The sequence below is a fragment of the Micromonospora sp. L5 genome (assembly GCF_000177655.2).
GTDB classification, from domain to species: Bacteria; Actinomycetota; Actinomycetes; order Mycobacteriales; family Micromonosporaceae; genus Micromonospora; species Micromonospora aurantiaca.
This window is the reverse complement of sequence record NC_014815.1, coordinates 3,749,807-3,775,100: the sequence shown is the minus strand read 5'-3', so window position 1 is coordinate 3,775,100 and position 25,294 is coordinate 3,749,807. Positions and strand designations below refer to the sequence as shown.

Genomic DNA, 25,294 nt, shown 5'->3' with positions numbered 1-25,294 from the left:
CCCCTTTTTAACACCTCGGGCACAGACGATGACGGCCCGGCGTCCCTGGCGGGAACGCCGGGCCGTCACCATCGCGGGCGACGCCGGGACGGGCTCGGTCAGCCGACGGCGGCCAGGTCGGTCAGCCGGGCCAGCGAGTCCTCCAGGTCGGCGCCGACCCGGCGCAGGCCGAGCCGGAGCAGGGCCGCCTTGACGGGTCCGGCGGGCCACCGCACGACGATCAGGCGTACGACGGTGCCGCCGCCCTCCTCGTCCGGGGTGAGCTGGACGTAGATCTCGGTGCGCGCCTCGGCCCGGGCGCCGGCGCCCTTCGCGCGTTCGCGCCAGCCGATCAGGGTCGGCTCCTGGAAGGCGATCACCTCGGCCTCGTGCGCGGCGCCGCGTCCGGCCTGGACCAGCTGCCGCCGCCCGAATCCCTCCCCGGACAGGACCTCGGCCGCGCGGACTCCCGCCAGCCAGGCCGGCAGCTGCTCGGCGCGCTGCACGACGTCCCAGACCACATCCACCGGCGCCGCCACGTGCGCGCTTCGTTCCACGAGGATCATGAGTATCTTTCCCCCACTTAAATCACATCCGCGATATTTGGCACTCTATGTGTAAATCGGACTTAAGCGGACGGGTTCGGAAAAGACACGCCGAACTCCCTTGCGTCATCCACCCATGACGGCCTATGGCGCGTCGGTCCGCAGAGCCCTAGAGTCGCGAGCACGCTTCACGTTCCTGGAGGGTGACTTGACGACCGCGCCGATGCCCGAGTTCCCCGCCGGCTTCCGCTGGGGGGTCTCCACCTCCGCGTACCAGATCGAGGGTGCGACCACAGTCGACGGGCGTGGTCCGTCCATCTGGGACACGTTCGCCCACGACCCGGGCCGGATCGCCGACGGCAGCACCGGCGACCAGGCGTGCGACCACTACCACAGGTACGCCGAGGACACCGCGCTGCTGGCCGGGCTGGGGGTGTCCGCGTACCGGTTCTCGATCGCCTGGCCCCGGATCCAGCCGGCGGGCACCGGCCCGGCGAACGCCGCCGGGCTGGACTTCTACGACCGGCTGGTGGACGGACTACTCGCCGCCGGTGTGGACCCGGTCGCCACGCTGTTCCACTGGGACCTGCCGCAGGCACTGGAGGACGCCGGCGGCTGGCTCAACCGGGACACCGCCGCCCGCTTCGCCGAGTACGCCGACCTGACCGCGGCCCGCCTCGGCGACCGGGTGAAGCTCTGGATCACGCTCAACGAGCCGTTCATCCACATGAGCCTCGGCCACGGCATGGGCGAGCACGCGCCGGGCCGCACGCTGCTGTTCGACGCGTTCCCGGTGGCCCACCACCAGCTCCTCGGGCACGGCCTCGCGGTCGCCGCGCTGCGCGCCCGCAGCACGTCCCCGGTGGCGATCGCCAACAACTACTCCCCGGTGCGCCTGGCCGGCGACACCGACGCGGACCGGGCCGCCGCCGCGGCGTACGACGCGCTGCACAACCGCCTGTTCACCGATCCGCTGCTCGGACGCGGCTACCCGGACGCGCTCGGCCCCGACCTCGCAGTGGTGCGCGACGGCGACCTGGACGTCATCGCCGCCCCGATCGACGTCCTCGGCGTCAACTACTACAACCCGACCGGCATCCGGGCGCCGGAGGCGGACTCGCCGCTGCCGTTCGAGATCGTGCCGCTGGAGGGCTACCCGCGCACCGCGTTCGACTGGCCGGTGGCCCCGGACGGGCTGCGCGAGCTGCTGCTCCTCCTGCACGAGCGGTACGGCGACGCGCTGCCGCCGATCCAGGTCACCGAGAGCGGCTGCGCGTACGACGACGCGCCGGACGCCGACGGCCGGGTGCACGACCCGGAGCGGATCGCGTACCTGGACGGGCACATCCGCGCGGTGCGCGAGGCGATGGCCGGGGGCGTGCCGGTGACCGGGTACTTCGTCTGGTCGCTGCTGGACAACTGGGAGTGGGCCGAGGGCTTCACCAAGCGGTTCGGCCTGGTGCACGTCGACTTCGACACCCAGCGGCGGACGCCGAAGTCGTCGTACACCTGGTTCCGGGATCTGGTCCGGCGGTGACCACTGTGAACCCGACGCCGGCCTCGCTGCCGGCGGCGCTCGCCGAGCCGACCGTCCCGGTACGGCGGAGCTGGATCGCGCTGATCTTCGCGGCCAACCTGGGCGTCTGGATGGCGTTCTTCACCCCGATCCAGGTGCTGCTGCCGCAGCAGGTGGAACGGATCGCCCCGGCCGACAAGGAGGCCATGCTGGCGGTGGTCACCGGCATCGGCGCGCTCGCCGCGGTGCTGGCGAACCCGCTCGCCGGGGCGCTGTCCGACCGCACCTCGCTGCGGCTGGCCAACCGGCACTTCGGCCGCCGCCACGTCTGGACCGCGCTCGGCGCGGTGATCGGCGCGCTCGCCCTGGTGCTGCTGGCCCGGCAGAACACCATCGCCGGGGTGGCGGTGGCCTGGGTCGCAGCGCAGGTCTGCTTCAACGCGATGCTGGCCAGCCTCACCGCCGCGATCCCGGACCGGGTGCCGGTGGCGCAGCGCGGCGGCGTGTCCGGCTGGGTGGGCATCCCGCAGGCGCTGGGTCTGGTGCTCGGCGCGGTGCTGGTCACCGCCGTGGTCACCGGAAACGCCGCCGGGTACGCGGCGATCGCGCTCGCCGTGCTGCTGCTGTCGCTGCCGTTCGCGCTGCTGACCCAGGACGACCACCTGCCCCGGGAGCACCGCTCACCGCTGCGGCTGCGCTCGCTGTTCGCCTCGATGTGGATCAGCCCGCGCCGCCACCCCGACTTCGCCTGGGCCTGGTTCACCCGGTTCCTGGTGCAGACCGGCAACGCGCTGGGCACGCTCTACCTGCTCTACTTCCTCACCGACGGGGTACGGGTGGCCGACCCCGAGGGCTCCCTGCTGGTGCTGATCCTGCTCTACACGCTGGGCATGATGCTCACCGCGGTGGTCGCCGGGCGCATGTCCGACCGCTCCGGCCGGCGCAAGGTCTTCGTGATCACCTCCGGGCTGATCATGGCGGTGGCGGCGGTGCTGCTGGCGGCGGCGCCCACCTGGCCGATGGCGATCGTCGCGGCGCTGCTGCTCGGCGCGGGCTACGGCGTCTACCTGTCGGTGGACGCGGCCCTGATCACCCAGGTACTGCCCGCCGCGACCGACCGGGCCAAGGACCTCGGCGTGATCAACATCGCCAACTCGGCGCCGCAGGTGCTCGGGCCGGCGCTGTCCGCGCCGATCGTCGTGCACCTCGGCGGCTACCCGACGCTTTACGCGGTCACCGCGGCGGTCACCCTGCTCGGCAGCGCCCTGGTCGTGAAGATCAAGTCGGTGCCCTGACCCGGCCCCCTGCCGGAAACCCCTCGCGGCCCGCCGTAGGCTGGGGGGCGTGACGGTACGTGTACGCTTCGCCCCTTCCCCGACCGGTATGTTCCACGTCGGCGGCGCCCGTTCGGCGCTGCAGAACTGGATCTTCGCCAAGCAGCAGGGCGGGGTGTTCGTGCTGCGCATCGAGGACACCGACGCGGCACGCAATCGGCCCGAGTGGACCGAGGGCATCCTGTCCGCGCTCGACTGGATCGGCATCGCCCGGGGCAGCTACGAGGGCCCGTACTTCCAGTCCTCGTACGCGGGCGAGCACCGGGCCGCCGCGCAGCGGCTGTACGAGGGCGGCCGGGCCTACTACTGCGACTGCACCCGCGAGGACGTGCAGGCGCGTACCGGCCCGCAGCAGCGCGGCTACGACGGCTTCTGCCGGGACCGCGGCCTGGAGCCGGGCGAGGGACGGGCACTGCGTTTCCGGACGCCGGACGAGGGCGAGACAGTGGTGGTCGACCTGGTCCGCGGCGAGCCGACGTTCGAGAACAAGCTGATCGAGGACTTCGTCATCGCCCGTGGCGACGGCTCCCCGGTGTTCCTGCTGGCGAACGTGGTCGACGACATGAGCATGGGCATCACCCACGTGATCCGGGCCGAGGAGCACCTGCCGAACACCCCGAAGCAGCAGCTGCTGTGGGACGCGCTCGGCGTCAAGCCGCCGATCTGGGCGCACGTGCCGGTGGTGGTGAACGAGAAGCGGCAGAAGCTGTCCAAGCGGCGGGACAAGGTCGCGCTGGAGGCGTACCGGGACGAGGGCTACCTCGCCGACGCGATGCGCAACTACCTGATGCTGCTGGGCTGGGCGCCGTCGGGCGACCGGGAGATCGTGCCCTGGTCGGTGATCGAGGAGGAGTTCCGGCTGGACGAGGTGAACCCGTCCCCGGCGTTCTTCGACGAGAAGAAGCTGCGCGCGTTCAACGGCGACTACATCCGGGCGCTGCCGGTGGAGGACTTCGTCGAGGCGTGCCGGCCGTGGCTCACCGGCACCGAGACCATCGCCCCGCCGCCGTGGCAGCCCGACGAGTTCGACCCGGCCGCGTTCGCGGCGGTGGCCCCGCTGGCGCAGACCCGGATCGCGGTGCTCAGCGAGATCGTGCCGAACGTCGACTTCCTGTTCCTGGCCGACCCGCTGATCGACGAGGCGGCATGGGCCAAGGCCATGAAGGAGGGCGCCGCCGACCTGCTGGACGCGGCGATCGTGGCGTTCGAGGCGCTGGAGTCCTGGGACGCCGAGTCGCTGAAGGCCACGCTGGAGGCGGTCGGCGCGGAGCGCGGGCTGAAGCTCGGCAAGGCGCAGGCGCCGGTACGCGTCGCGGTCACCGGACGCACCGTGGGCCTGCCGCTGTTCGAGTCGCTGGAGGTGCTCGGCCGCGACCGTACGCTGACCCGGCTGCGCGCCGCACGCGTACGCCTGGTCTGAGCCGCGGCACGGCGCCCGTTCCCGACGCTCGGGCGTGTCGTGGCCAGAAAGCGGTTCCTCTATTGGCCGGTATGCCTCTGAGTCATAATTATGACTCAGAGGCATACATGTTTTCGGCGATCATTGCGCCGGCAGTGTCACGCAGAGTGGTCCCGCGCACTGGCCACGATCACCGGCGGGTGGCCCGGCGGCGCAGCAGCAGCCCGCCGCCCAGCGCCGCGAGCACCACCACCGTGCCGGCCGCCCACAGCCAGCCCGTACCCCCGTCATCGTCCGCCCCGGCGGCGGCCGGGGTGGGGCTCGGCACCGCGCTGGTGGGCAGAGCGGCGGAAGTGGCGGGGGCGGCGCTGGCGGGCGGCACCGTCGCCGACGGCGACTCGGCCGGGGTGCCGGTGGTCAGGGTGAACCGGACCTCCCCCTTGATCGGGTGGCCGTCGTCGGAGGCCAGCCGGTAGGTCACGATGTAGAGGCCGGCCGCGCCCGGCCGGAACGGCACGATCACGCGCTTGCCGGAGAACGTCGGCGCGCCGCCGGTAGCGGCCACGTTGTCCGGGCCGGTGACTGTGACCTCGGTCGTCGCCTCCTTCGGCGTGGCGAGGAACCGCAGCTCGATCCGCTCCGGCGCGGCGGCCAGCCGGGCCCCGTCGCGCGGATCACTGCCGGTCAGCGAGTTGTGCGCGGCGGCGGGCGCGGCCGACAGCAGCGCGAACGCCGCGACCACCCCGAGCACCACCGCCCAGGTACGCGCCACACGGGCGACCCTGCCCCCCATGGTTCCCTCCGTCCGGGTAGGATCCGGCCGATGATCATCGACCGCTCATTGGTCGGTCTCAGCTCGCAGATAGTTCCAAATACTCTTCCACCAGCTGCAACCGAGCGCCGTTCTGCGGAGTCTTTGTGGTGGACACCGGTCCAGTGTGACCTGCAGCGGAAGCCAGCCATCGAACGGGGCGAGGAGGCGGCGATGATCCGAAGGGTGAAACGGCTGCTGGTCGCCGTGACCGGGAGCGTGGCGGCCCTGGCGTGCGCGCTGGCCCTGACCGGCACCGCGGCGGCGCAGGCGGCGCCCAAGCCGAAGCCGGCCCCGACCGGTGTCGACATCAGCGGCGAGCGGCTCGACGCGCCGCTGAAACTGCGCGCCGACACCAGCCCGAACGAGGTCAACCTGGTGATCGACCAGGTCAAGTGGCTGGGCACGACCGGCCAGCTGCGCGGCCCGGCCGCGAAGGATCTCGGTCCGAAGTACACGGTGGTGGTGCTCGCCGCCGCCGGCCCGCAGCGCACCTACGACCTGTTCCCGCTGGCCAAGGGCGGTCCCCGGATCTACCGGCCGGGCAAGCAGCCGGACCTGAGCAGCACCCGGGCCGGCTGGTTCTTCGGGCGGCTCAACATGCCCGAGACGCTGCGCTCGGTCGGCGTGCCGATGCCGGCGCAGTTCGACACGCTCGCTGGAGGCGTCGGCGGCGGCGAGCGGGTGCTTCCGGAGGAGGCGCTCGACCCGGTGCAGAACATCGACACCGCGCTCGGCGAGCTCCAGCGGCTGCTGCTGCTCAACGTGGGCATCGTGCTCGTCATCACCGCCGGGCTGGCCGGCATCGCGCTGCTGGTCCGCCGCCGCACCCGCTGAGCCCGGCCGCACCCGCTGAGCCCGGCCGCACCCGGTCAGCCCGGCAGGCGGCGCGTCAGCACCAGCGGCGCGGCGGGCGCTCCCGGCGTGTGGTGCGGTTGCGCGGGCGTACCGCGCCGTGACGGTGGGCTCCCGCCCAGCCCGACAGGTCGCTGCGGCAGCTCCGGTCGGCCGGCTCGTCGTCGGCCAGGTGCGCCGGCTCCGCCGCCCGCTGCCGGGGCACGCCCGGCTCGTCCTCGGCACGCTCCGGCACCCGGCCGGCCGGCTGCTCCCCCTGGTGGTTCAGGCACGGCCGGCGCGGATGCGTGGCAGTCGCCGGCTGATCGTGGCCCCGCCGGCAGGCCTCACCCTGGGCGCAACCGTGCTCGGCCTCCCCCTGCGCCATCCCCGGCCCCCCTCACGCGTCGCCCTCGCCCGCCCGGCCGGAGTCTGGCCCGGCGTGCCCTGACACCGTACTGGCCCGGCCGGACGAGATCGTCAGCGCGTACCGGTGGAGATCGTCACGCCGCGGCGAGGGCGTCACCTCGAAGTGGATCCGCTGGTCACGCCGTGTCAGGCTGGTGCGGTGAGCGAACCGGGCGGAACGGAGACGTCGGCGACGCTGCGTCGCATCGAGCGGGCGGCGGGCGGCCTGGCCACCGCCAGCGTGGCGCGGATGGACGAGACGCTGCCGTGGTTCCGTGAGCTGCCCGCCGACCAGCGCTCCTGGGTCATGCTCGTCGCCCAGGCCGGCGTGCGCTCGCTGGTGCTGTGGCTGCGCCAGGGCGGCGGCGCGACCGACCGCACCCAGGAGGTGTCGGACGAGGTCTTCGCCGCCGCACCGCAGGCGCTGGCCCGCTCGATCAGCCTCCAGCAGACCGTGGCGCTGATCAAGGTGACCATCGACGTGGTCGAGGAGCAGGTGTCGGAGCTGGCCGTACCGGGCGAGGAGCAGTCGCTGCGGGAGGCGGTGCTGCGCTTCTCCCGGGAGATCGCGTTCGCCGCCGCGCGGGTCTACGCCCGGGCCGCCGAGAGCCGCGGCTCCTGGGACGCCCGGTTGCAGGCGCTGCTGGTCGACGCGCTGCTGCGGGGCGACTCCCCGGACGTGCTGGCCAGCCGCGCCGCCGCGCTGGGCTGGACGGACGCGCCGCCGGTGGCGGTGGCGGTGGGCCGCTCCCCCGGCGGCGAGGTGGCAGCCGTGCTGCACACCGTCTACCGGCAGGCCCGGCGGATCGGCGTCGAGGTGATCGGCGGCGTGCACGGCGACCGCCTGGTCATCGTGCTGGGCGGGGCTGCCGATCCGGTGGCGGCCACGGAGAAGCTGCGTACCGCCTTCGGTGAGGGGCCGGTGGTGGTCGGGCCGGCGGTGCCCAGCCTGGACGAGGCCACCGAGTCGGCGCGGGCCGCGCTGGCCGGGTTCCGGGCCGCGCCGGCTTGGCCGACCGCGCCGTGCCCGGTCGCCGCCGACGAGCTGCTTCCGGAACGCGCGCTGGCCGGTGACACCGAGGCCCGCCGCCGGTTGCGCCACGACGTGTACGCGGCACTGGCCCGCTCCGGCGGCGAGCTGCTGGAGACGCTCGACGCGTTCTTCGCCGCCGGCGGCACGCTGGAGAGCGCGGCCCGGGCGCTGTTCGTGCACCCGAACACCGTGCGCTACCGGCTGAAGCGGATCGCCGAGGTGACCGGATTCTCGCCGCTGGCCCCGCGCGACGCGTTCGCGTTGCAGGTCGCGCTGACAGTGGGACGCCTCGACCCGGTGGTGCCGACGGTCTCCGACCGGCGATGATCGCCGACAATCTTTGTAGGATTCCTCTAAAGGTTCTAGTGCGGTTTGGTGCCGTACGTTACAGCGCGGCACGCCGGTATCCGTCAGAGTCGTACACGTGCTCGCCGTACTCTCTCCCGGACAGGGTTCGCAGAAGCCCGGCTTCCTCGCGCCGTGGCTCGACCTCCCCGGCGCCGAGGCGCGTCTGCGCTGGTGGTCGGCGCTGGCCGGGGTGGACCTGATCCACCTGGGCACCCGGGCGGACGCGGACGAGATCAAGGACACCGCCCGTACCCAGCCGCTGCTGGTCGCCGCCGCGCTGCTCGCCGCCGAGCACCTGCCGATGCACGACGTCGGGCTGGTCGCCGGGCACAGCGTCGGCGAGCTGGGCGCCGCCGCGCTGGCCGGGGTGCTGCCGGCCGAGGCCGCCGTGACGCTCGCCGGCGTACGCGGGCGGGAGATGGCCGCCGCCTGCGCGCTGGAGCCGACCGGGATGGCCGCCGTGCTCGGCGGCGACCCGGACGAGGTGCTCGCCGCGCTGACGGCGCACGGGCTGCACCCGGCCAACCGCAACGGCGCCGGTCAGATCGTGGCCGCCGGCGCTGTCGACGCGCTGGACAGGCTCGCCGCCGAGCCGCCGACCCGCACCCGGGTCATCCGGCTCCAGGTGGCGGGCGCGTTCCACACGCCGTACATGGCTCCGGCCGAGACCGCGCTCGCCGCGGTCGCCGCCGGTGTCCCGGCCTCCGCCCCGGCCCGGATCCTGCTGTCCAACCTCGACGGCGCACCGGTCGGGCACGGCCCCGAGACGGTACGCCGGCTGGTCCGGCAGGTGACCGCTCCGGTCCGCTGGGACCTGTGCACGCGTACGCTGGCCGACCTCGGCGTCACCGGCGTGATCGAGCTGCCACCGGCCGGCACCCTGGCCGGGCTGGTCAAGCGGGAGCTCAAGGGCGAGGGCGCGCCCGAGATCGTCACCCTGAACACGCCGGCCGACCTGCCCGCCGCGCGCCGCCTGATCGCCCGGCACGCCGGTCCCGCCGCGCGGCCGACCGCGCCGTCGTTCCGGGTGGTCGTCTCCCCCGCCGCCGGCCGCCTCGACCGGTCGGCCGGACCGGCCGAGGGCGCCGGGGTACGCGCCGGACAGGTCCTCGGCCACGTCACCACGGGCCGGGGGCCGGTCGAGGTGACCGCGCACGACAACGGGCCGCTCGTCGAGTGGCTCGCACACCACGACGACCCGGTCGCACCGGGCCAGCCCCTCGTCCGTATCGGAGGAACGCACTAAATGGCCGGCAGCCGGATCGTCGCGATGGGGCACTACCAGCCCTCCCGCGTCGTCACGAACGACGAGATCGCCCAGATGGTCGACACCAACGACGAGTGGATCCGGGACCGGGTCGGCATCGTCACCCGCCGGATCGCGGGCGACGAGACGGTGGCCGACATGGCCACCGCCGCCGCCGGCAAGGCGCTCGCCAACGCCGGGCTGACCGCCGCCGACATCGACCTGGTCGTGGTGGCGACCTGCACGTCCGTGGACCGCAGCCCCAACGTGGCCTGCCGGGTCGCGGCCAAGCTGGGCATCAACGCGCCCGGGGCGTACGACCTCAACACCGCCTGCTCCGGTTTCGCGTACGCGCTGGGCACCGTGGACCACGCGATCCGGGCCGGCGCGGCGCGCAACGCGATCGTCATCGGCGCGGAGAAGCTCTCCGACTTCACCGACTGGACCGACCGCTCGACCTGCATCATCTTCGCCGACGGCGCCGGGGCGGCGGTGGTCAGCGCGACCGCCGACGACGAGCCGGCCGGGATCGGGCCGGTGGTCTGGGGCTCCGCGCCGGAGAAGAGCGACGCGGTCCGGATCGAGGGCTGGCAGCCGTACATCACCCAGGAGGGGCAGTCGGTGTTCCGGTGGGCCACCACCGCGCTGGCCCCGCTCGCGCTCCAGGCGTGCGAGCGCGCCGGGGTGGACCCGTCGGAGCTGGCCGCGTTCGTGCCGCACCAGGCCAACGCCCGGATCATCGACGGCATCGCCAAGCGGCTGAACATCCCGGACGCGATCATCGCCAAGGACATCGTCGAGTCCGGCAACACGTCGGCGGCGAGCATCCCGCTGGCCCTGTCGAAGCTGGTCGAGCGGCGGGAGGTGCCCTCGGGCGCCCCGGTGCTGCTGTTCGGTTTCGGCGGCGGCCTGACCTACGCCGGTCAGGTCGTGCGCTGCCCCTGAGACCCCCTCGGGCGCGAACGCGCCGAGGTGTGTGACCGGCGACGCCGGTCACCGGTAACCCCCGATGAGAGGAACCAACCGCAATGACCCGTGACGAGATCACCGCCGGCCTCGCCGAGATCCTCGAAGAGGTTGCCGGGGTGAACCCGGACGACGTGGCCGAGGGGAAGTCCTTCACCGACGACCTCGACGTCGACTCGCTCTCCATGGTCGAGGTCGTGGTGGCGGCCGAGGAGAAGTTCGGCGTCAAGATCCCGGACAACGAGGTGCAGAACCTCAAGACCGTCGGGGACGCGGTCAGCTACATCGAGGCGCAGTCCTGATCATGAGTCGTCCCGACGTCGTCGTCACCGGGCTCGGCGCGACGACCCCGCTCGGCGGGGACGTCGCGTCGACCTGGGACGCCATGCTCGCCGGCCGCTCCGGGGTGGGTGCGCTCACCCAGGAGTGGGCCGCGCAACTGCCCGTCCGGATCGCCGCCGAACTGGCGGTCGACCCGTCCGAGGTGCTGGACCGGGTGAAGCTGCGCCGGCTGGACCGCTCGGAGGCGATCGCCATCATCGCCGCCAAGCAGGCGTGGGCAGACGCCGGTCTGGACGAGGCCGGGCCGGACCCGGAGCGCCTGGCGGTGAGCGTCGGCTCGGGCATCGGCGGCGCCACCACCCTGCTCGCCCAGGACGACATCCTGGAGGCGTCCGGACCGCGGCGGGTCTCCCCGCACACCATCCCGATGCTGATGCCGAACGGCCCGGCCGCCTGGGTCGGTCTGGAGCTGGGCGCCAAGGCCGGGGTGCACACCGTGGCCAGCGCCTGCGCGACCGGCGCGGAGGCGATCGCGCTGGGGCTGGACATCATCCGCGCCGGCCGGGCCGACGTGGTGGTGGCCGGCGGCACCGAGGCGGTCATCCACCCGCTGCCGATCGCCGGCTTCAGCTCGATGCGGGCCATGTCGACCCGCAACGACGAGCCGGAGCGGGCCTCCCGGCCGTGGGACTCGGGTCGCGACGGCTTCGTGCTCGGTGAGGGCGCGGGCGTGGTGATCCTGGAGCGCGCCGACCACGCCGCCGCCCGGGGCGCCCGGGTGTACGCGCGCCTGGCCGGCGCGGGGATCACCTCGGACGCGTACGACATCGTGCAGCCGCACGCCGAGGGTGAGGGCGCCATCCGGGCCATCGCCCGGGCGGTCGCCGACGCGGACGTGGCCCGTACCGACATCGTGCACGTCAACGCGCACGCCACCTCCACCCCGGTCGGGGACATGCTGGAGATCGGCGCGCTGCGTCAGGCGGTCGGCGATCACCCGGTGCTCACCGCCACGAAGTCGATGACCGGGCACCTGCTCGGTGCGGCCGGCGCGCTGGAGTCGATCGCCACCATCCTGGCCATCCGGGACGGCGTGATCCCGCCGACGATCAACCTGGACGACCCGGACGAGGGCCTGACCCTGGACGTCGCGGCGCACAAGGCACGTCACATGGAGATCCCGGCGGCGCTGAACAACGCGTTCGGCTTCGGCGGGCACAACGTGGCGCTGGTCTTCACCCGCCCCTGAGGTTCCGCCCTGAGGTAAGGAAGGGCCCCTTCTTAACAGTAACTGTTAAGAAGGGGCCCTTCCTCTACCGCTGGCGTTAAGAGGGGGCCCTTCCTTACACCTCAGCCGCGGTTGCGGGGGTGCTGCCGGGCGGTCCGCTCGTTGCCGCGCCGGTAGTTGCCGGTCCACCGGGCCATGGCCAGCTGCGGGTCGTCGCCGACCTCGGCCAGGAACTGCGCGGCCCGGCCGCCGCGCAGCGTGCCGGCGACCCGGCCGTGATGCGTGATGACCACCGTGCCGTCGGCGCGCTCGACGTAGCGGAAACCCTGTGCTGCCTCTCCCATGGGCGCCACCCTGCCAGCCGGGGCCGCCCGGACGCATCCGGGTTTCGGCGCGATCCGGGCGGGCGGCCGGGTCAGGTGCGGCAGGTGGTGGCCGGCAGGCCGGAGACCGGCACCGGGGAGCGGCCGGCCGGGCGGGCCTTGCCGGCGAGCACCGCGGCGAGCCCGGTCATCGAGGCCCGGGTGGAGGAGTAGGTCGCCATCAGCGTCGGGGACTTCGCCCCGGACAGCACGTACGGCGTGTCCATCGCCACCGTCACGGCGGCGCCGGCGCTCAGGTCCTTCGCGCCGTCGCCGTAACCGACCAGGTGCACCACCGTGCCGCCGGAGGGCACCACCTTGACCCCGGCCGCGGTGAGCGCCTCGGTCAGCAGCTTGCGGGTGCGCTCCCGGCCGCCGGAGGAGGTCACGCTCACCGGGCCGGTCACCGCCCCGCCGCACTTGCCGCGCAGCACAGTCACGGCGGCGGTAGCCAGGTCGTCGGCGGCCTTGCGGTGGGCTGCGCCGTCGAGCGTGGACAGCGCCGGGGTGTCCCGCCCGGCCAGCCGGAACTTCATGGTCAGCACCCGGGTGACCGCCTCGACCAGGCGGGCGCGGGGCAGCGAGCCGTCCTTGAGCGCGGCGCGCAACCCGTCGTACGCCTGGGTGACGTTCGGGGTCATCAGGATGAGGTCGTTGCCGGCGTTGAGCGCGCGTACGGCGGCCTCGCCCGGCGACCACTTCTTCGCCGGGGCCATGTTCATCCCGTCGGTGATCACCACGCCCTGGAAGCCGAGCTGGCCGCGCAGCACGTCGGTGAGCAGCTTGCGGGAGAACGTGGCAGGGGTGCCCGGGTCGACTGCCTTGACGTCCAGGTGGGCCGACATCACCGCCATGGCCCCGGCGCCGATGCCGGCCCGGAACGGCGGGAACGCGAGGCGGTCCAGCTCGGCGCGGGACTGCTTGATCACGGGCAGTTCGGTGTGCGAGTCCTCGGCGCTCAGGCCGTGCCCGGGGAAGTGCTTGACCGCGGCGCCGACGCCCTCGGCCTGCAGGCCGCGTACCGCGCCCGCCACCTGGGGGGACGCGGTCGCCGGGTCGGCGCCGAAGGACCGGGAGCCGATCACCGCGCTGCGGGTCGCCAGCACGTCGGCGACCGGCGCGAAGTCGAGGTTGACGCCCATGGCGGCCAGCTCTGCCCCGGCGGCCCGCCAGGCGGCCTCGGTCAGCGCCGGGTTCCCGGCGGCGCCGGCGGCGAGCGGGCTGGGCAGCAGCGTCACCCCGTCGGTGATCCGGGTGACCACGCCGTACTCCTGGTCGGTGCCGATCAGGAACGGCGCGGCACCCGCGGGCAGCTTGCCGGCGGCGGCGCGCAGTCCGTCGGTGAGCGCACGGACCTGCTCGGGGTTGTCCACGTTCGTGGTGGCCTGGTTGCCCGAGGTCGGGTCGTCGGCGCTGAAGCCGACCAGGATCAGCCCGCCGAGCCGGTACTTCGCCACCATCTCGGCGGGGGTGTCGACCCCTGCCAGCGCCCGGTTCCCGGCCGCCGACCCGGCCGACACCTCGGTGGCCGAGCTGCCGTACGCGTACGGCATCAGCACCTGCCCGACCAGGTCCTCGTCGCTCAGCGTGCCGACGAGCGCGGCCGCGCGGTCGGCTCGATCGGCGGCCGGCGGGTCACTCGGCGCGGGCGCTGCGGACGACGGCGCCGGGCTCGTCGGGGCAGGTCGGGGCCGGTCCGGCCCGTCCGAGCACCCGGAGACGAGCAGCGCGGTCAGTGCGGCGAGCGCGACGGCGGAGCGCCGCGGGGAAATCGACACGCGGCCCACCGTATCGGGGCAACTCGGCCGCCGTCACCCGACCCGGGTGAGCAGCGTCACCGGCGCACCGTCCCCGGCGTACCGGTAGGGCTCCAGTTCGGCGTCCCAGGCGGTGCCGAGCGCCTTGTCCAGGGCGTGGGCCAGCGCCTCCGGGCTGCGTGCGGCGGCCATCAGGCTGCGGAGCCGGTCCTCGCCGAGCTGGATGTCGCCGGCCGCGCCGACAGTGGCGCGGAACAGGCCGCGGCCCGGTACGTACATGAAGCGCTCGCCGTCGACGCCGGGACTGGGTTCCTCGGTGACCTCGAAACGGATCATGGGCCACTGCCGGAGGGCAGCGGCCAGCTCCGCGCCGGTCCCCGGGCTGCCGGTCCAGCCGCACTCGGCGCGGCGGGCGCCCGGGTCGGCGGGCTGCGCCGTCCAGTGCAGGTTGACCGGCGCGGCGAGGACGCGCGCGATCGCCCACTCGACGTGCGAGCACACGGCGAGCGGGGTCGAGTGGACGTATACGACGCCACGCGTTGGCACGGTGACCTCCCGATGAGCCGAGGTGCGTCTTCCCCTACGACCTCGTCCTACCGAGTGGTACCTGGCACACATGATGACCCGTGTGACTGGTGGTGCGCCAGCGAATCGGAAAATTCGCCGGGCCCCGGAGCGGGAAATACCCGGGTGGTGGACCTGGTTGTGCCCTCTGACGCCGCGACGACCAGCCAGGTGTCGTGGTCGTGTACAGTTCTCTGGGCGGTTCTGTGCCGCCGTACATCTTCGCGGGCCGGCGCCCACCCGGGCGTCATCCGCATACAGCCCCCGGACGGCTTCCGTCCCCACCGTACGTCTGCAAGGAGTACCTCCGTGGCGAGCAACACCTCTAAGACCGCGCGCGCGTCCGTCCGGGCCGGCCAGGCTGGCCAGGGTGGCGCCCTCAGCGTGCTGGGCGAGTTCAAGTACCTGATCCCGCTCAACGGCGGCAAGCACGCCTACGTGCGCAACCTGACCAACGGCAAGACCGCGCACCTGCGCACCGACTCCGACGCCTTCGTCGAGGAGATCCGCGTGCTGGCCGCCGCCGGCCACGCCGCCAAGATCCGCGCCGAGATCAACGGCCTGGCCGCGTCCTACCCGGACCACGGCTGGGACGCCACCGAGAAGCGCCTCGTCGAGGCCGGCGTCTTCGAGGGCTGAGCGCTCTCACCCGCACCACCGCGACCGCCCGCCGGGATCACCCCGGCGGGCGGTTTCGCGTCTGCTCCTGCGGCAACAGCGTCACCTCGCCCGTGGCCAGGTCGTAGAGCGCGCCCTCCACTGCCAGCTCACCTGCGTCCACCGGCCCGGCCAGCCGGTCGTCGCGGCGCAACGCCGCCACCGTGCGCCGGACGTGGCGGCGGATCGCCAGCGGATGCGCGTCCGGGTCGTCCACCCCGACGTCGGTGACCGCCGGGGCGATCCGGTCCACCACGTACGCCAGGTCCCCGCCGGGCCGCCGTCCGGTGCGCAGCGCCTCGACGGTCGAGCCGACCGCGCCGCAGCGCTCGTGGCCCAGCACCATCACCAGGCGTACGCCCAGCTGCTCCACCACGTACTCGATCGAACCCCGGACGGCCCGGTCCAGCACGTGCCCGCCGGTGCGGATCACGCAGATCGAACCGAACGTCTGGTCGAAGATCGCCTCCAACGGCACCCGGGAGTCGATACAGCCCAGCACGACCGCGTACGGCTGCTGGTCGCCGGAGGCCACCGCCGCGGCGGCGGTGACGTCGTGCCCGTGCACCGGCTGCCCGCTGACGAAACGGCGGTTGCCGGAGAGCAGCTCGGCCAGCGCGGCGCGCGGGCTGGTGGACGGCATGCCTCCCAGCCTGGTCACCGATCCGACCTCGTGGGGCCGGACGGGAATCTTCTCTCCGGGCCGGTTGCCGTGGTCTCATGGCGGGTAACGCCGGTGTCACCGCCGGGTCATCCGGTGGACATACATCGGCGGGCCCGGGAGGTGGACGATGCCGGACCTGGAACTGCGGCTCCCCGACGACGTACGCCTGCACGTCAGCGTCACCGGGCCGGTCGACGCCGAGGTGACCGCCGTCCTGCTGCACGGCTGGACGCTGGACGGGCGCAGCTGGCACCGTCAGGTCGCCGAGCTGCGGGAACGCTTCGGCGGCCGGGTCCGCCTGGTCACGTACGACGCGCGCGGCCACGGCCGGTCGAGCTGCCTGGCGCTGCGCGACGCCACCCTCGCGCAGCTCGGTGACGACCTGGCGGCGGTGATCGACGAGATCGTCCCGTCCGGTCCGATCGTCCTGGTCGGGCACTCGATGGGCGGGATGACGGTGATGGAGTACGCCCACCGGCACCCCGACCGGTTCGCCGCGCGTACCGCCGGGCTGGTCTTCGTCTCCACCACCGCCGAGGGGCACACGCACACCGCGTACGGCCTCTCCCCCCGGATCACCCGGCTGATCCGCCTGGCCGAGACGACAGGCGCCGGGGTGCTGGCCCGCTGCGGCGGCTGGCGGCCCCCGCACGCGCTGCTGCGCGCGCTGCGCCCGAGCATCCGCTGGATGCTGTTCGGCGACCGCTGCGACCCGGCCGACATCCGGCTTGTCACCTCAGCGGTGGCCCGGGCCACGCTGCGCTCGATCGGCGGTTTCCGCGCCTCGATCGGCGCCCAGCACCGGCTGGAGACGCTCGCCGCGCTCGGCGGGCTGCCGGCCGCCGCGCTGGTCGGGGACCGGGACCGGCTCACCCCGCCGCCCTGCGCCGAGTCGATCGCGGCGGCGCTGCCCACCACGGAGCTGACCGTCTGCCCGGGTGCCGGGCACATGCTCATGATGGAGCGCCCCGACGAGGTGAACGCCGCCCTCGCCGGCGTGCTGGACCGGGTGCTGGCCGGCCGGCCGGCGACCCGCCTCTGAGCGTCTCCCGCTCGCGAGCGGCACTGACGTACGCCACGTGCGCGGCATGCCCCGGCGTGGCGGTTGCCGGCGGCCCGTACCCTCATTCAGCCCGTCGTGCCCTCCGAACACAGGAGCATCCGCGTTGACCGACCAGACCACGCTGGACCGGGAGATCGCCGCCGAGCAGCGCCACCTCGACCGGGTGTACGCCCGGCTGGCCGAACTGCGCCGGTCGGCGGCCGACGCCGAGCGGGAGGGCTACCGGCTGGCCCGGGTCGGCAACTTCGGCGCGCTGGTCGAGCGGGACGCGATGGTCTTCCACGCCGCCCAGCGCCGGCACGTGCTGGACGCCGAGCACGAGGGGCTGGTGTTCGGCCGGCTGGACCTGCGTACCGGGCAGGTGCTGCACGTCGGCCGTCTCGGCGTGCGGGGCGTGGACGCGGAGACGCTGGTGGTGGACTGGCGGGCCCCCGCCGCCGCCGCGTTCTACCAGGCCACGCCCGCCGAGCCGCGCGGTGTGGTGCGCCGGCGCACGATCCAGTCCGCGTCCGAGAAGGTCACCCGGATCGAGGACGACCTGCTGGACCCGGAGGCCGCGCCGCCGGACATGGCGGTGGTCGGTGACGGGGCGCTGCTGGCCACGCTGTCCCGGGCCACCGGCCGGGGCATGCGCGACATCGTCGCCACCATCCAGCGCGAGCAGGACGAGGCGATCCGTTCCCCCGGCAACGGCGTCACGATCGTCTCCGGCGGCCCCGGTACCGGGAAGACGGCGGTGGCGCTGCACCGGGCCGCGTACCTGCTCTACTCCGACCGGGCCCGGTACGCCGGCGGCGGCATCCTGGTGGTCGGCCCGTCCGGCGTGTTCGTCGAGTACATCGCCTCGGTGCTGCCGTCGCTGGGCGAGGAGACCGCCACGCTGCACTCGCTGGGCTCGCTGTTCCCCGGCCTGTCCGCGTCCCGGACCGATCCGCCGGACGTGGCGGCGGTGAAGGGTTCGCTGCGGATGCGCCGGGTGCTGGAACGCGCGGTACGCGACGCGGTGCCGGACTCCCCCGCCGAGCTGCGCCTGCTCTACCGGGGCGAGCTGCTGCGCCTGGAACGCCCCGCGCTGGACGCGATCCGGGACCGGACGCTGGCCCGTGGGGCACGCCGCAACGAGGTACGCCGGGCAGCGTTCGACGCGGTGCTCGCCGCGCTCTACGCGCAGGCCCGCACGCTGCGGGTGGGCCGGCTGCCGGAGCAGCCCGCGTTCGAGGACGAGATCATCGAACGGCCGGAGTTCCGCGAGTTCCTCAAGGCGTGGTGGCCCCGGCTGCACCCGCGGCACGTGCTGGACTGGCTGGCCCGCCCGGACCGGCTGCGCCGCTACGCCGGTGGGATCCTCTCCTCTGCGGAGATCCGGCTGCTCGGCGACGCGTACCGGAGCCTCGCGACCGAAGGGCTGACGGTGGCCGACATCGCGCTGCTGGACGAGCTGGACGCGCTGCTCGGCAAGCCGGTGCGGCGGGCCCGCCCCAAGCGCGACCCGTACCAGCTCGCCGGTGGCGTGCGCGAGCTGAGCACGTACGCCGATCGGCAGCGCGCCGCCCGCGCGGCGGCGCGGGAGCGTCCGGACGACTACCGCGACTACGCGCACGTGGTGGTGGACGAGTCGCAGGACGTCTCGCCGATGCAGTGGCGGATGGTCGGCCGGCGCGGGCGGCTGGCGTCCTGGACGGTGGTCGGTGACCCGGCGCAGACCGCCTGGACCGGCGACCCGCAGGAGCTGGACCGGGCCCGGGACCAGGCGCTGGGCCGGCGCAAGCGGCACCGCTACGAGCTGACCACCAACTACCGCAACTCGGCGGAGATCTTCGCGGTGGCGGCGGCGGAGATCCGCCGTCTCTACCCGGATCTGCCGCTGCCCGACGCGGTGCGGTCCACGGGCGTGCCGCCGGTCGAGCGCACGGTGCCCGCCGCCGACCTGCCGGCGGCCACCGTCGAGGCGGCCGAGGCGCTGCTCGCGCAGGTGGAGGGCACCGTCGGCGTGATCACGCCGGTGCCGCGCCGGGACGAGGTGGCCGGCTGGCTGGGCGGGCTCGGCGCGGGCCGCCTCCAGGTGGTGACCAGCCTCCAGGCCAAGGGCATGGAGTACGACGGCGTGGTGCTGGTGGCGCCGAGCGAGATCCGGGCCGACCCCGGCTCGGGTGTCCGCACGCTCTACGTGGCGCTGTCCCGGGCCACCCAGCGTCTCACCACGCTCGACCCCTCCTGACGGACACCCGACCGTGACCCGGCTGTCACCCATCGTTCAGTTGCATACATAGCGATGTGAACATACATTGGGCCTGGCCGGTACGGGGCAGGAAGGGTGTTGGCGTGGGCGCAGGTCATGACCACAGCGGCGCGGTGACCAACGCGGCGCACCGCCACCGGGGCCGCCTCTGGGCCGCCTTCGCGCTGCTCGCCGCCCTGATGGTGGTCGAGGCGGTGGCCGCCTTCACGACCGGCTCGCTGGCGCTGCTCTCCGACGCCGGGCACATGTTCACCGACGTCCTCGGCATCGGCATGGCCCTCGCGGCGATCACCGCGACCCGCCGCGCCGGCACCGACCCGCAGCGCACGTTCGGGCTCTACCGGCTGGAGGTGCTCGCCGCCCTCGCCAACGCCGTTCTGCTCGGCGCCGTCGCCATCTACGTCCTGGTCGAGGCGGTACGCCGGTTCGGCGAGCCGCCGGAGGTGCTGGCCGGCCCGATGCTCGTGGTGGCGGTGCTCGGCCTGCTCGCCAACATCGTCGCGTTCGCGCTGCTGCGCGCCGGGTCGAAGGAGAGCATCAACCTGCGCGGGGCGTACCTGGAGGTGCTCGGCGACCTGCTCGGCTCGCTCGGCGTGATCGCCGCCGCGCTGGTCATCGCGGCGACCGACTGGTGGTGGGCGGACCCGCTGGTCGCCGTCGGCATCGGCGTGTTCATCCTGCCGCGCACCTGGCGGCTCGGCCGGGCCGCGCTGCGCATCCTGGTGCAGGCCGCGCCGGAGCACCTGCAGGTCACCGCCGTGCACGACCGGCTGGCCGCCGTACCGGGCGTGGCCGAGGTGCACGACCTGCACGTCTGGACGCTCACCTCGGGCATGGAGGTGGCCTCGGCGCACCTGACCACCGATCCGGGCGTGGACCCGGGCGTGGTGCTGGCCGCCGCGCGGGCCGCCCTGCACGAGGACTTCTCCATCGATCACGCCACGTTGCAGGTCGAACCCGGAGCGTCGGCCGGAGTGTGCGGACAGACCGAGTGGTGATTAGGACACACTTAAATCACTGTGGCTAATGTAGTCTTATGCCGGTTTTGCCCCGCCTAGTGGCACTGCTCCACGGAGCCGTGCCCGGGCAGCGCCGGTAGTCTCGGTCGCGGCCGCACCCGCGGGCGCCACCCGGCCCCGGTGGGGCGGCCGTCGCCTAATCGTCCGCAGGGACGAGCCGGGGAACCACGTACGTGGGGTGCATCCGCGTCAGCGGTAGGGATCTTCCGTCCCGAACCCGTCAGCTAACCCGGTCGGCGTTGACGGAAGGACGTGTGAATGCCCCCAGTGGCACCTGTACGACGGACGGCCGCCCGGTTGGCGGCCCTGCTCGTCGCGACGCTGACCCTCGGCGTCGCGACCGTTCCGGTCTCCCCCGCCTCGGCGGCGCCGGCGACCGGCCTGCTCGCCGCAGCGCCCGGCGACGACGAGGGTGGCACTCCCGAACTGCGTGCCCAGCTCGACGCGGCCAGCAAGGGCTGGCTGGAGGCGAAAGCCGCGCTGAACCGGTCGGTGAGCCGCCAGAAGCAGCTGAACGAACAACTCAAGACGGTCGGCGCCGAGCTGGCCGTACGCGACGCCAAGGTCGGCGAGATCGCCGCCGTGGCGTACCGCAACGGCCGTCTGGGGACCGCCGGGGCGCTGCTCGGCAGCAGCAGCCCGGAGGGCTTCATGGACCGGGCCGCCGCGCTGGAGCAGGTCGCCGCGCACGAGGACCGTACGCTGCGCGACCTGATCACCACCCGGGACGAGGCCACCCGCACCCGCGCCCAGCTCGACGGAGAGATCCGCGAGCAGCGCAAGCAGGTGACGGTGATGGCCAAGCGCAAGGAGCAGGCCGAGCGCGCCCTGGAGGTGGCGAACGACCGGGCCTCGCGCAGCAGCAGCGGCGGTGGCAGCGTCCAGGGCACCTCCAGCAAGAACGCGAAGCCGGCACCGCGCAACTCGGACGGCTCCTGGCCGTCGGAGTCGTGCAGCGTCAACGACCCGACCCCGGCGAACGGCTGCATCACCCCGCGCACGCTGCACGCGCTGCAACAGGCCAAGGCGGCGGGCTTCACCCGGTACGTCTCGTGCCACCGGCCCAGCGGCTCTGGTGAGCACCCGAAGGGGCGGGCCTGCGACTTCGCCGCGCAGAAGAACGGCTTCGGCGGCGTGGCCACCGGCGGTGACCGGACGTACGGCAACAACCTGGCCGCGTACTTCGTGCGCAACGCCGACCCGCTCGCCGTGCTCTACGTGATCTGGTTCAAGCAGATCTGGCTGCCCAGCAGCGGGTGGAAGTCGTACAGCGGCGGCAACGGCGACCCGTCCAGCGACCACACCAACCACGTGCACCTGTCGGTGTACTGAGCGCGCCCCGAGAGGGCCGGCCGGATCAGGCCGGCCGGCCCTCCAGGGTCGCTCCGAGACGAGCCGCCAGGCCCAGGTGAGCCGCCCGGGCCTGGCGGAACGCGTACCCGAACAGTGGCGCCGGAGCGGTGAGCGTGATCTCCACGTCGATGCGTACCGTGCCGTCCGGCTCGTCGCGCAGCCGGGTGTGGTTGCGGACGGTCGTCGCGGGCTGCTGACGCGCCACTGTGACGACCTCGTCCTCGCCGGCGATCAGCACGTCCGCCTGGTACGTGACCGGGAAGTGCAGCGGGCCGAGTTGCAGCCGGTCGGTGATCGCGTAGCTGGCCAGCGCGCCCGGCCGGGCCGGCAGCTTCCGGACCCGGACGATCAGCGGATGCAGCTCGCCCTGGCGACTCAGGTCACCCAGTAGCGCCACCGCTTCGGCCCGGGTGCACCGGGCCTGCACGGTGTAGCTGAAGCTGTCGCTGCTCTGCAAGCGGGCCCCCTCGCCGTCGTGCGTCGCGACGATCGTCCCGTACCGACGCCGGACTGGCAACGGGTAGAAAGTCCCCTGGCTGCAGGGGGTGTGGACGGCGCGCTCAGGCGCCGGGCAGCACCTCGGGGGTGTCGTCGGCGAACCACGGCTCGGGCGCGCCGAACAGGCCGAGCAGGCCGGTCACCCAGAGCTGCCGGTGCACGAACCGGCTCGGCTCGGTGACCACGAGCTTGACGCCGCTGACCTCGCAGGTCTGGAAGCCGGCGACCATGGCGCTGATGCCGACCGAGTCGATGAACGTGACGAGCCGCATGTTCAGCTCGATCCGCGCGGGGCGGCCCTTGGCGAGCACTTCGGCGATCGCTTCCCGCACCTCGTACGCGGTGTCGACGTCGATCTCCCCACGGGGCGCGATCTGGACGACACCACCCGGCCGCACCGACTTCACGATCGACAGGCTCACGCGAGCACCTCCACTCGCCCATGACGGGCGCCTCATCAGTACGCGGGCCGCGACCGAGAGTATTCCTCCAACGGCCCGGTCGCCACCCCCCGGGATGAGCAATTCGCGAACTGGGCACACCTGGGCGTACCCAATCCGGACCTCCGGGTTCCAGTTTCCCCTGTATGGCGGGTCGCGGCCAACCGTGCGACCGGGCGGGCCCGCCGATCCGCCGACCAGGGTAGCGGGCGCACGCACGTCCCGTCGGCACCGGTCCCGGCGCGTTCGGGTGGTTCGTCCCGTTCGCTGCTCACGGCCGGGAACCACGGCGTGGTTTGCCACGCGCCCCGGTTGGGCACTGCCCGAGACAGTGAACCCGCCGGATGGACACCGGAGTCCGAAGTGGCCGCCGGCCTTCGGCACCCGAGGAGGTAGAACGATGTTCGGATCCAACCTGCTGGACCGCCGGGGCAAGGCCGAGCGGGTCGCCGACCAGGCGTGGCAGAACCTGCTCTCCGCCGCCGGTTCCGCCGGTGACAGCGTGCGCGACGCCACCCGGACCGCCCGCCGCAGCTCCTCCGGCCTGGCCGACGACGCCACCGACCTGGTCGGCTCCGCCGCCGACGAGGCACGCCGCCGGGCGTCCCTCGCCTTCGACGCGCTCGCCGGCCGCCGGCCCGCCCTGCCCTGGACGCTGCTGATCGCGGCGGCGCTGGCGGGCGCGGCGATCGGCTGGGCCGCCGGCACCGCGGCGCGCGCCGCCGGCAGCCGGGACCGCGCCGCGGACGAGATCGAGTTCGTGGACGTGGACCGGCCGAACTCGCCGGCCGGCCTGGACGGCTGACCCGCCCGTACGACACGACGACGGCCGCCCCCGGGACTCCCGGGAGCGGCCGTCGTGCTGCCTCACCCGCCCCGGGTGAGGCCCGCTCACCCGGGGCGCGCGCAGGATCGCGGGTGCGGGACCACGTGCCCGCGCCGCGATCGACGGGAGGGGGAGCCGGATGGCCACCGACACGATCACGCGTACCGACCGGGACATCCAGTCCGCCGTGCTCGACGAGCTGACCTGGGAGCCGCGGGTCGGCCCGGACGAGATCGGGGTGACCGTCACCGAGGGCGTGGTGACGCTCACCGGACGGGTGGACAGCTACGCCAAGAAGTGGGCCGCCGAGCGGGCCGCGCACCGGGTCGCCCGCGTCCGCGCGGTCGCCAACGACATCGCCGTCCGGATCGACACCGCGGCCGGGCGGGAGGACCCGGAGATCGCGGTCGCGGCCGTACGGGCGCTGGAATGGGACGCGTTCGTGCCGATCGAGGCGTTGCAGGTGACGGTGGCCGACGGCTGGGTCACGCTGCACGGCGAGGTCGAGTGGGAGTACCAGCGGCGGGCCGCCGAACGCTCGGTCGCCCGGCTCACCGGCGTGTGCGGGGTGAGCAACGGCATCGCGGTACGCCCCGCCGTGCGCGCCGACGGCGGTGACCTGGCCGAGCGGATCGTGGATGCGCTGGCCCGCAACGCCGCCACCGAGGCCGAGGAGGTCGACGTGCGGGTGCACGGCGACACGGTGCTGCTGGACGGGCAGGTCCACTCCGCAGGCGAGCGCGAGGAGATCGAGCGGGTGGTGTGGAACGCCCCGGGCATCCGGAAGGTGCGCAACCACCTCGCCGTGCGCTGACGGAACCACCCCGCCCGGGTGAGCCCGCCTCACCCGGGCCGCGGCCATGGTGGGAGGCATGAGTGATCCGAACGGGCTGATCACACCCGGGCGGGCCGCGCCCGGGTTCACGCTCCCGGCGGCGCCGGACGGACGGGAGGTGGGCCCCGGGCAGTTCCGGGGCCGTCCCGTGGTGCTGGCCTTCTACCCGGCAGACTGGTCACCTGTGTGCGGCGAGCAGATGACCCTGTACCAGGCCGCCCTGCCCGAGCTGGAGCGGTACGACGCGGTGCTGCTGGGCATCTCGGTGGACAGCGTCGACTCGCACCGGGCGTTCGCCGAGAGCCGAGGTATCCGGTTCCCGCTGCTCGCCGACTTCGAGCCCAAGGGCGAGGTGTCGCGCCGGTACGGCGCGTACGCGCCGCACGGGCAGTCGGACCGGGCACTCGTGGTCCTCGACCCGGACGGCCGGGTGGCCTGGAGCCATCTGTCCCCGCCCGAGGTGAACCCGGGCGTGGACGGGATCCTCGACGCACTGGAACAGCTGGACGCGGATCGGCGGGTGAGTACCGGATGACCACGCCCCTTCAGGTCACCACCGCGCGGCTGCGGATCCCGGTGACCGAACGCGACCATGTCCGCGGGCCGGTGGACGCGCCGGTCACCGTCGTCGAGTACGGCGATTTCCAGTGCCGGTTCTGCGGCGCCGCCTACCCGAACCTGGCAGAGGTGCTGCGCCAGCGGGCCGACATGGTGCGTCTGGTGTACCGGCACTTCCCGATCACCAACGTCCACCCGTACGCGGAGACCGCCGCGGAGACCGCCGAGGCCGCCGCCGCCCGGGGCCGGTTCTGGGAGATGTACGACTGGCTCTACCAGCACCAGGACCAGCTCGACCAGGTGCACCTGTCGCTCGGCGTCGAGCAGATCGGCCTGTCGCCGGAGGAGATCGCCGCGGAGGTCGGCCGGCAGGAGTACGCCGACCGGGTCCGGCAGGACTTCGTCGGCGGCATCCGCAGCGGCGTCAACGGCACCCCGACGTTGTTCGTCAACGACGTCCGGCACGACGGCGGCTACGACCTGGCCGAGCTGCTGGCAGTGGTGGACGCCGCCACCGACGACGGGTGACT

Annotated in this window: 27 protein-coding genes and 1 riboswitch; of the genes, 18 read left to right on the top strand and 9 right to left on the bottom strand. The window is 73.7% G+C overall.

Features of this window, described 5'->3' with window-relative positions; genetic code table 11:
* Positions 1-98 precede the first annotated feature (98 nt).
* The gene (locus ML5_RS17895; protein WP_013287829.1) at positions 99-545 is read right to left on the bottom strand and encodes an SRPBCC domain-containing protein; all 447 of its coding nucleotides are present in this window, start codon (positions 543-545) and stop codon (positions 99-101) included.
* A gap of 202 nt (positions 546-747) precedes the next feature.
* Here ML5_RS17895 and ML5_RS17890 point away from each other — a divergent pair, with 202 nt between their 5' ends.
* Genes ML5_RS17890 through gltX form a run of 3 tightly spaced genes read left to right on the top strand, consistent with a single transcriptional unit; the run spans position 748 to position 4,794 of the window.
* Positions 748-2,061, top strand: a complete 1,314-nt coding sequence (locus ML5_RS17890; protein WP_041784204.1) for a GH1 family beta-glucosidase — start codon at positions 748-750, stop codon at positions 2,059-2,061.
* Complete coding sequence (locus ML5_RS17885; RefSeq protein WP_013287831.1) at positions 2,058-3,335, top strand: MFS transporter; 1,278 nt, start codon at positions 2,058-2,060, stop codon at positions 3,333-3,335. Before ML5_RS17890 ends, ML5_RS17885 begins: the two co-directional genes overlap by 4 nt.
* A gap of 49 nt (positions 3,336-3,384) precedes the next feature.
* Positions 3,385-4,794 (top strand): glutamate--tRNA ligase, encoded by a 1,410-nt coding sequence (gene gltX, locus ML5_RS17880; RefSeq protein ID WP_030271635.1) that lies wholly within the window; start codon positions 3,385-3,387, stop codon positions 4,792-4,794.
* A 169-nt stretch (positions 4,795-4,963) separates the two neighbouring features.
* Here gltX and ML5_RS17875 read toward each other — a convergent pair whose 3' ends face one another.
* Positions 4,964-5,566: a copper resistance CopC family protein gene (locus ML5_RS17875; protein WP_013475624.1), complete on the bottom strand. Its 603-nt coding sequence runs from the start codon at positions 5,564-5,566 to the stop codon at positions 4,964-4,966.
* Positions 5,567-5,758: 192 nt separating this feature from the next.
* Between ML5_RS17875 and ML5_RS17870 the strand changes: the two genes are divergently transcribed.
* The gene (locus ML5_RS17870) at positions 5,759-6,421 is read left to right on the top strand and encodes a hypothetical protein (protein ID WP_013475623.1); all 663 of its coding nucleotides are present in this window, start codon (positions 5,759-5,761) and stop codon (positions 6,419-6,421) included.
* A gap of 55 nt (positions 6,422-6,476) precedes the next feature.
* On the opposite strand, the gene ML5_RS17865 is transcribed toward ML5_RS17870, so the two are convergent.
* Entirely contained in the window at positions 6,477-6,806 is a 330-nt protein-coding gene (locus ML5_RS17865; protein ID WP_013475622.1) for a hypothetical protein, read from the bottom strand.
* Positions 6,807-6,911: 105 nt separating this feature from the next.
* Between ML5_RS17865 and ML5_RS17860 the strand changes: the two genes are divergently transcribed.
* From ML5_RS17860 to fabF, 5 genes are all read left to right on the top strand, one after another.
* Complete coding sequence (locus tag ML5_RS17860; protein WP_269635915.1) at positions 6,912-8,186, top strand: CdaR family transcriptional regulator; 1,275 nt, start codon at positions 6,912-6,914, stop codon at positions 8,184-8,186.
* Between the two features lie 97 nt (positions 8,187-8,283).
* Entirely contained in the window at positions 8,284-9,453 is a 1,170-nt protein-coding gene (locus ML5_RS17855; protein ID WP_013475620.1) for an acyltransferase domain-containing protein, read from the top strand.
* Entirely contained in the window at positions 9,454-10,398 is a 945-nt protein-coding gene (locus tag ML5_RS17850) for a beta-ketoacyl-ACP synthase III (protein ID WP_013287838.1), read from the top strand.
* A gap of 83 nt (positions 10,399-10,481) precedes the next feature.
* Positions 10,482-10,721: an acyl carrier protein gene (locus ML5_RS17845; RefSeq protein WP_007072348.1), complete on the top strand. Its 240-nt coding sequence runs from the start codon at positions 10,482-10,484 to the stop codon at positions 10,719-10,721.
* Between the two features lie 2 nt (positions 10,722-10,723).
* Positions 10,724-11,950, top strand: a complete 1,227-nt coding sequence (gene fabF / locus ML5_RS17840; protein ID WP_013475619.1) for a beta-ketoacyl-ACP synthase II — start codon at positions 10,724-10,726, stop codon at positions 11,948-11,950.
* A gap of 101 nt (positions 11,951-12,051) precedes the next feature.
* Here fabF and ML5_RS17835 read toward each other — a convergent pair whose 3' ends face one another.
* The 3 genes from ML5_RS17835 to ML5_RS17825 form a co-directional block, all read right to left on the bottom strand.
* Complete coding sequence (locus ML5_RS17835; RefSeq protein ID WP_013287840.1) at positions 12,052-12,273, bottom strand: hypothetical protein; 222 nt, start codon at positions 12,271-12,273, stop codon at positions 12,052-12,054.
* A 71-nt stretch (positions 12,274-12,344) separates the two neighbouring features.
* Positions 12,345-14,069, bottom strand: a complete 1,725-nt coding sequence (locus ML5_RS17830; protein ID WP_013475618.1) for a glycoside hydrolase family 3 protein — start codon at positions 14,067-14,069, stop codon at positions 12,345-12,347.
* Between the two features lie 33 nt (positions 14,070-14,102).
* Positions 14,103-14,594: a DUF3145 domain-containing protein gene (locus ML5_RS17825; protein ID WP_013475617.1), complete on the bottom strand. Its 492-nt coding sequence runs from the start codon at positions 14,592-14,594 to the stop codon at positions 14,103-14,105.
* Positions 14,595-14,921: 327 nt separating this feature from the next.
* Here ML5_RS17825 and ML5_RS17820 point away from each other — a divergent pair, with 327 nt between their 5' ends.
* Entirely contained in the window at positions 14,922-15,251 is a 330-nt protein-coding gene (locus ML5_RS17820) for a hypothetical protein (protein ID WP_013287842.1), read from the top strand.
* Positions 15,252-15,288: 37 nt separating this feature from the next.
* Here ML5_RS17820 and ML5_RS17815 read toward each other — a convergent pair whose 3' ends face one another.
* Entirely contained in the window at positions 15,289-15,912 is a 624-nt protein-coding gene (locus ML5_RS17815; protein ID WP_013475616.1) for a carbonic anhydrase, read from the bottom strand.
* Between the two features lie 148 nt (positions 15,913-16,060).
* On the opposite strand from ML5_RS17815, the gene ML5_RS17810 reads away from it, so the two are divergent.
* The 4 genes from ML5_RS17810 (at position 16,061) to ML5_RS17795 (ending at position 21,586) form a co-directional block, all read left to right on the top strand.
* Positions 16,061-16,975, top strand: coding sequence for an alpha/beta fold hydrolase (locus tag ML5_RS17810; RefSeq protein WP_013475615.1), 915 nt, complete (start codon positions 16,061-16,063; stop codon positions 16,973-16,975).
* Between the two features lie 124 nt (positions 16,976-17,099).
* Positions 17,100-19,214, top strand: a complete 2,115-nt coding sequence (locus ML5_RS17805) for an AAA family ATPase (protein WP_013475614.1) — start codon at positions 17,100-17,102, stop codon at positions 19,212-19,214.
* Positions 19,215-19,318: 104 nt separating this feature from the next.
* Entirely contained in the window at positions 19,319-20,233 is a 915-nt protein-coding gene (locus tag ML5_RS17800; RefSeq protein ID WP_013475613.1) for a cation diffusion facilitator family transporter, read from the top strand.
* A 144-nt stretch (positions 20,234-20,377) separates the two neighbouring features.
* Positions 20,378-20,508, top strand: a riboswitch (cyclic di-AMP (ydaO/yuaA leader).
* 4 nt (positions 20,509-20,512) lie between these two features.
* A complete protein-coding gene (locus ML5_RS17795; RefSeq protein ID WP_013475612.1) occupies positions 20,513-21,586 on the top strand; it encodes a hypothetical protein in 1,074 nt (357 codons plus the stop codon).
* A 25-nt stretch (positions 21,587-21,611) separates the two neighbouring features.
* Here the strand turns inward: ML5_RS17795 and ML5_RS17790 are convergent, their stop codons facing one another.
* Positions 21,612-22,064, bottom strand: a complete 453-nt coding sequence (locus ML5_RS17790; protein WP_013287848.1) for an SRPBCC family protein — start codon at positions 22,062-22,064, stop codon at positions 21,612-21,614.
* A 103-nt stretch (positions 22,065-22,167) separates the two neighbouring features.
* Positions 22,168-22,527: an STAS domain-containing protein gene (locus tag ML5_RS17785; protein ID WP_013475611.1), complete on the bottom strand. Its 360-nt coding sequence runs from the start codon at positions 22,525-22,527 to the stop codon at positions 22,168-22,170.
* 418 nt (positions 22,528-22,945) lie between these two features.
* Between ML5_RS17785 and ML5_RS17780 the strand changes: the two genes are divergently transcribed.
* The 4 genes from ML5_RS17780 to ML5_RS17765 all read left to right on the top strand — a co-directional run bounded on the left by ML5_RS17780 (position 22,946) and on the right by ML5_RS17765 (position 25,292).
* Entirely contained in the window at positions 22,946-23,350 is a 405-nt protein-coding gene (locus ML5_RS17780) for a hypothetical protein (RefSeq protein WP_013287850.1), read from the top strand.
* Positions 23,351-23,510: 160 nt separating this feature from the next.
* The gene (locus ML5_RS17775; protein WP_013475610.1) at positions 23,511-24,185 is read left to right on the top strand and encodes a BON domain-containing protein; all 675 of its coding nucleotides are present in this window, start codon (positions 23,511-23,513) and stop codon (positions 24,183-24,185) included.
* 58 nt (positions 24,186-24,243) lie between these two features.
* Entirely contained in the window at positions 24,244-24,741 is a 498-nt protein-coding gene (locus ML5_RS17770; RefSeq protein ID WP_013475609.1) for a redoxin domain-containing protein, read from the top strand.
* Complete coding sequence (locus ML5_RS17765) at positions 24,738-25,292, top strand: thioredoxin domain-containing protein (RefSeq protein ID WP_013475608.1); 555 nt, start codon at positions 24,738-24,740, stop codon at positions 25,290-25,292. Before ML5_RS17770 ends, ML5_RS17765 begins: the two co-directional genes overlap by 4 nt.
* Positions 25,293-25,294 lie beyond the last annotated feature (2 nt).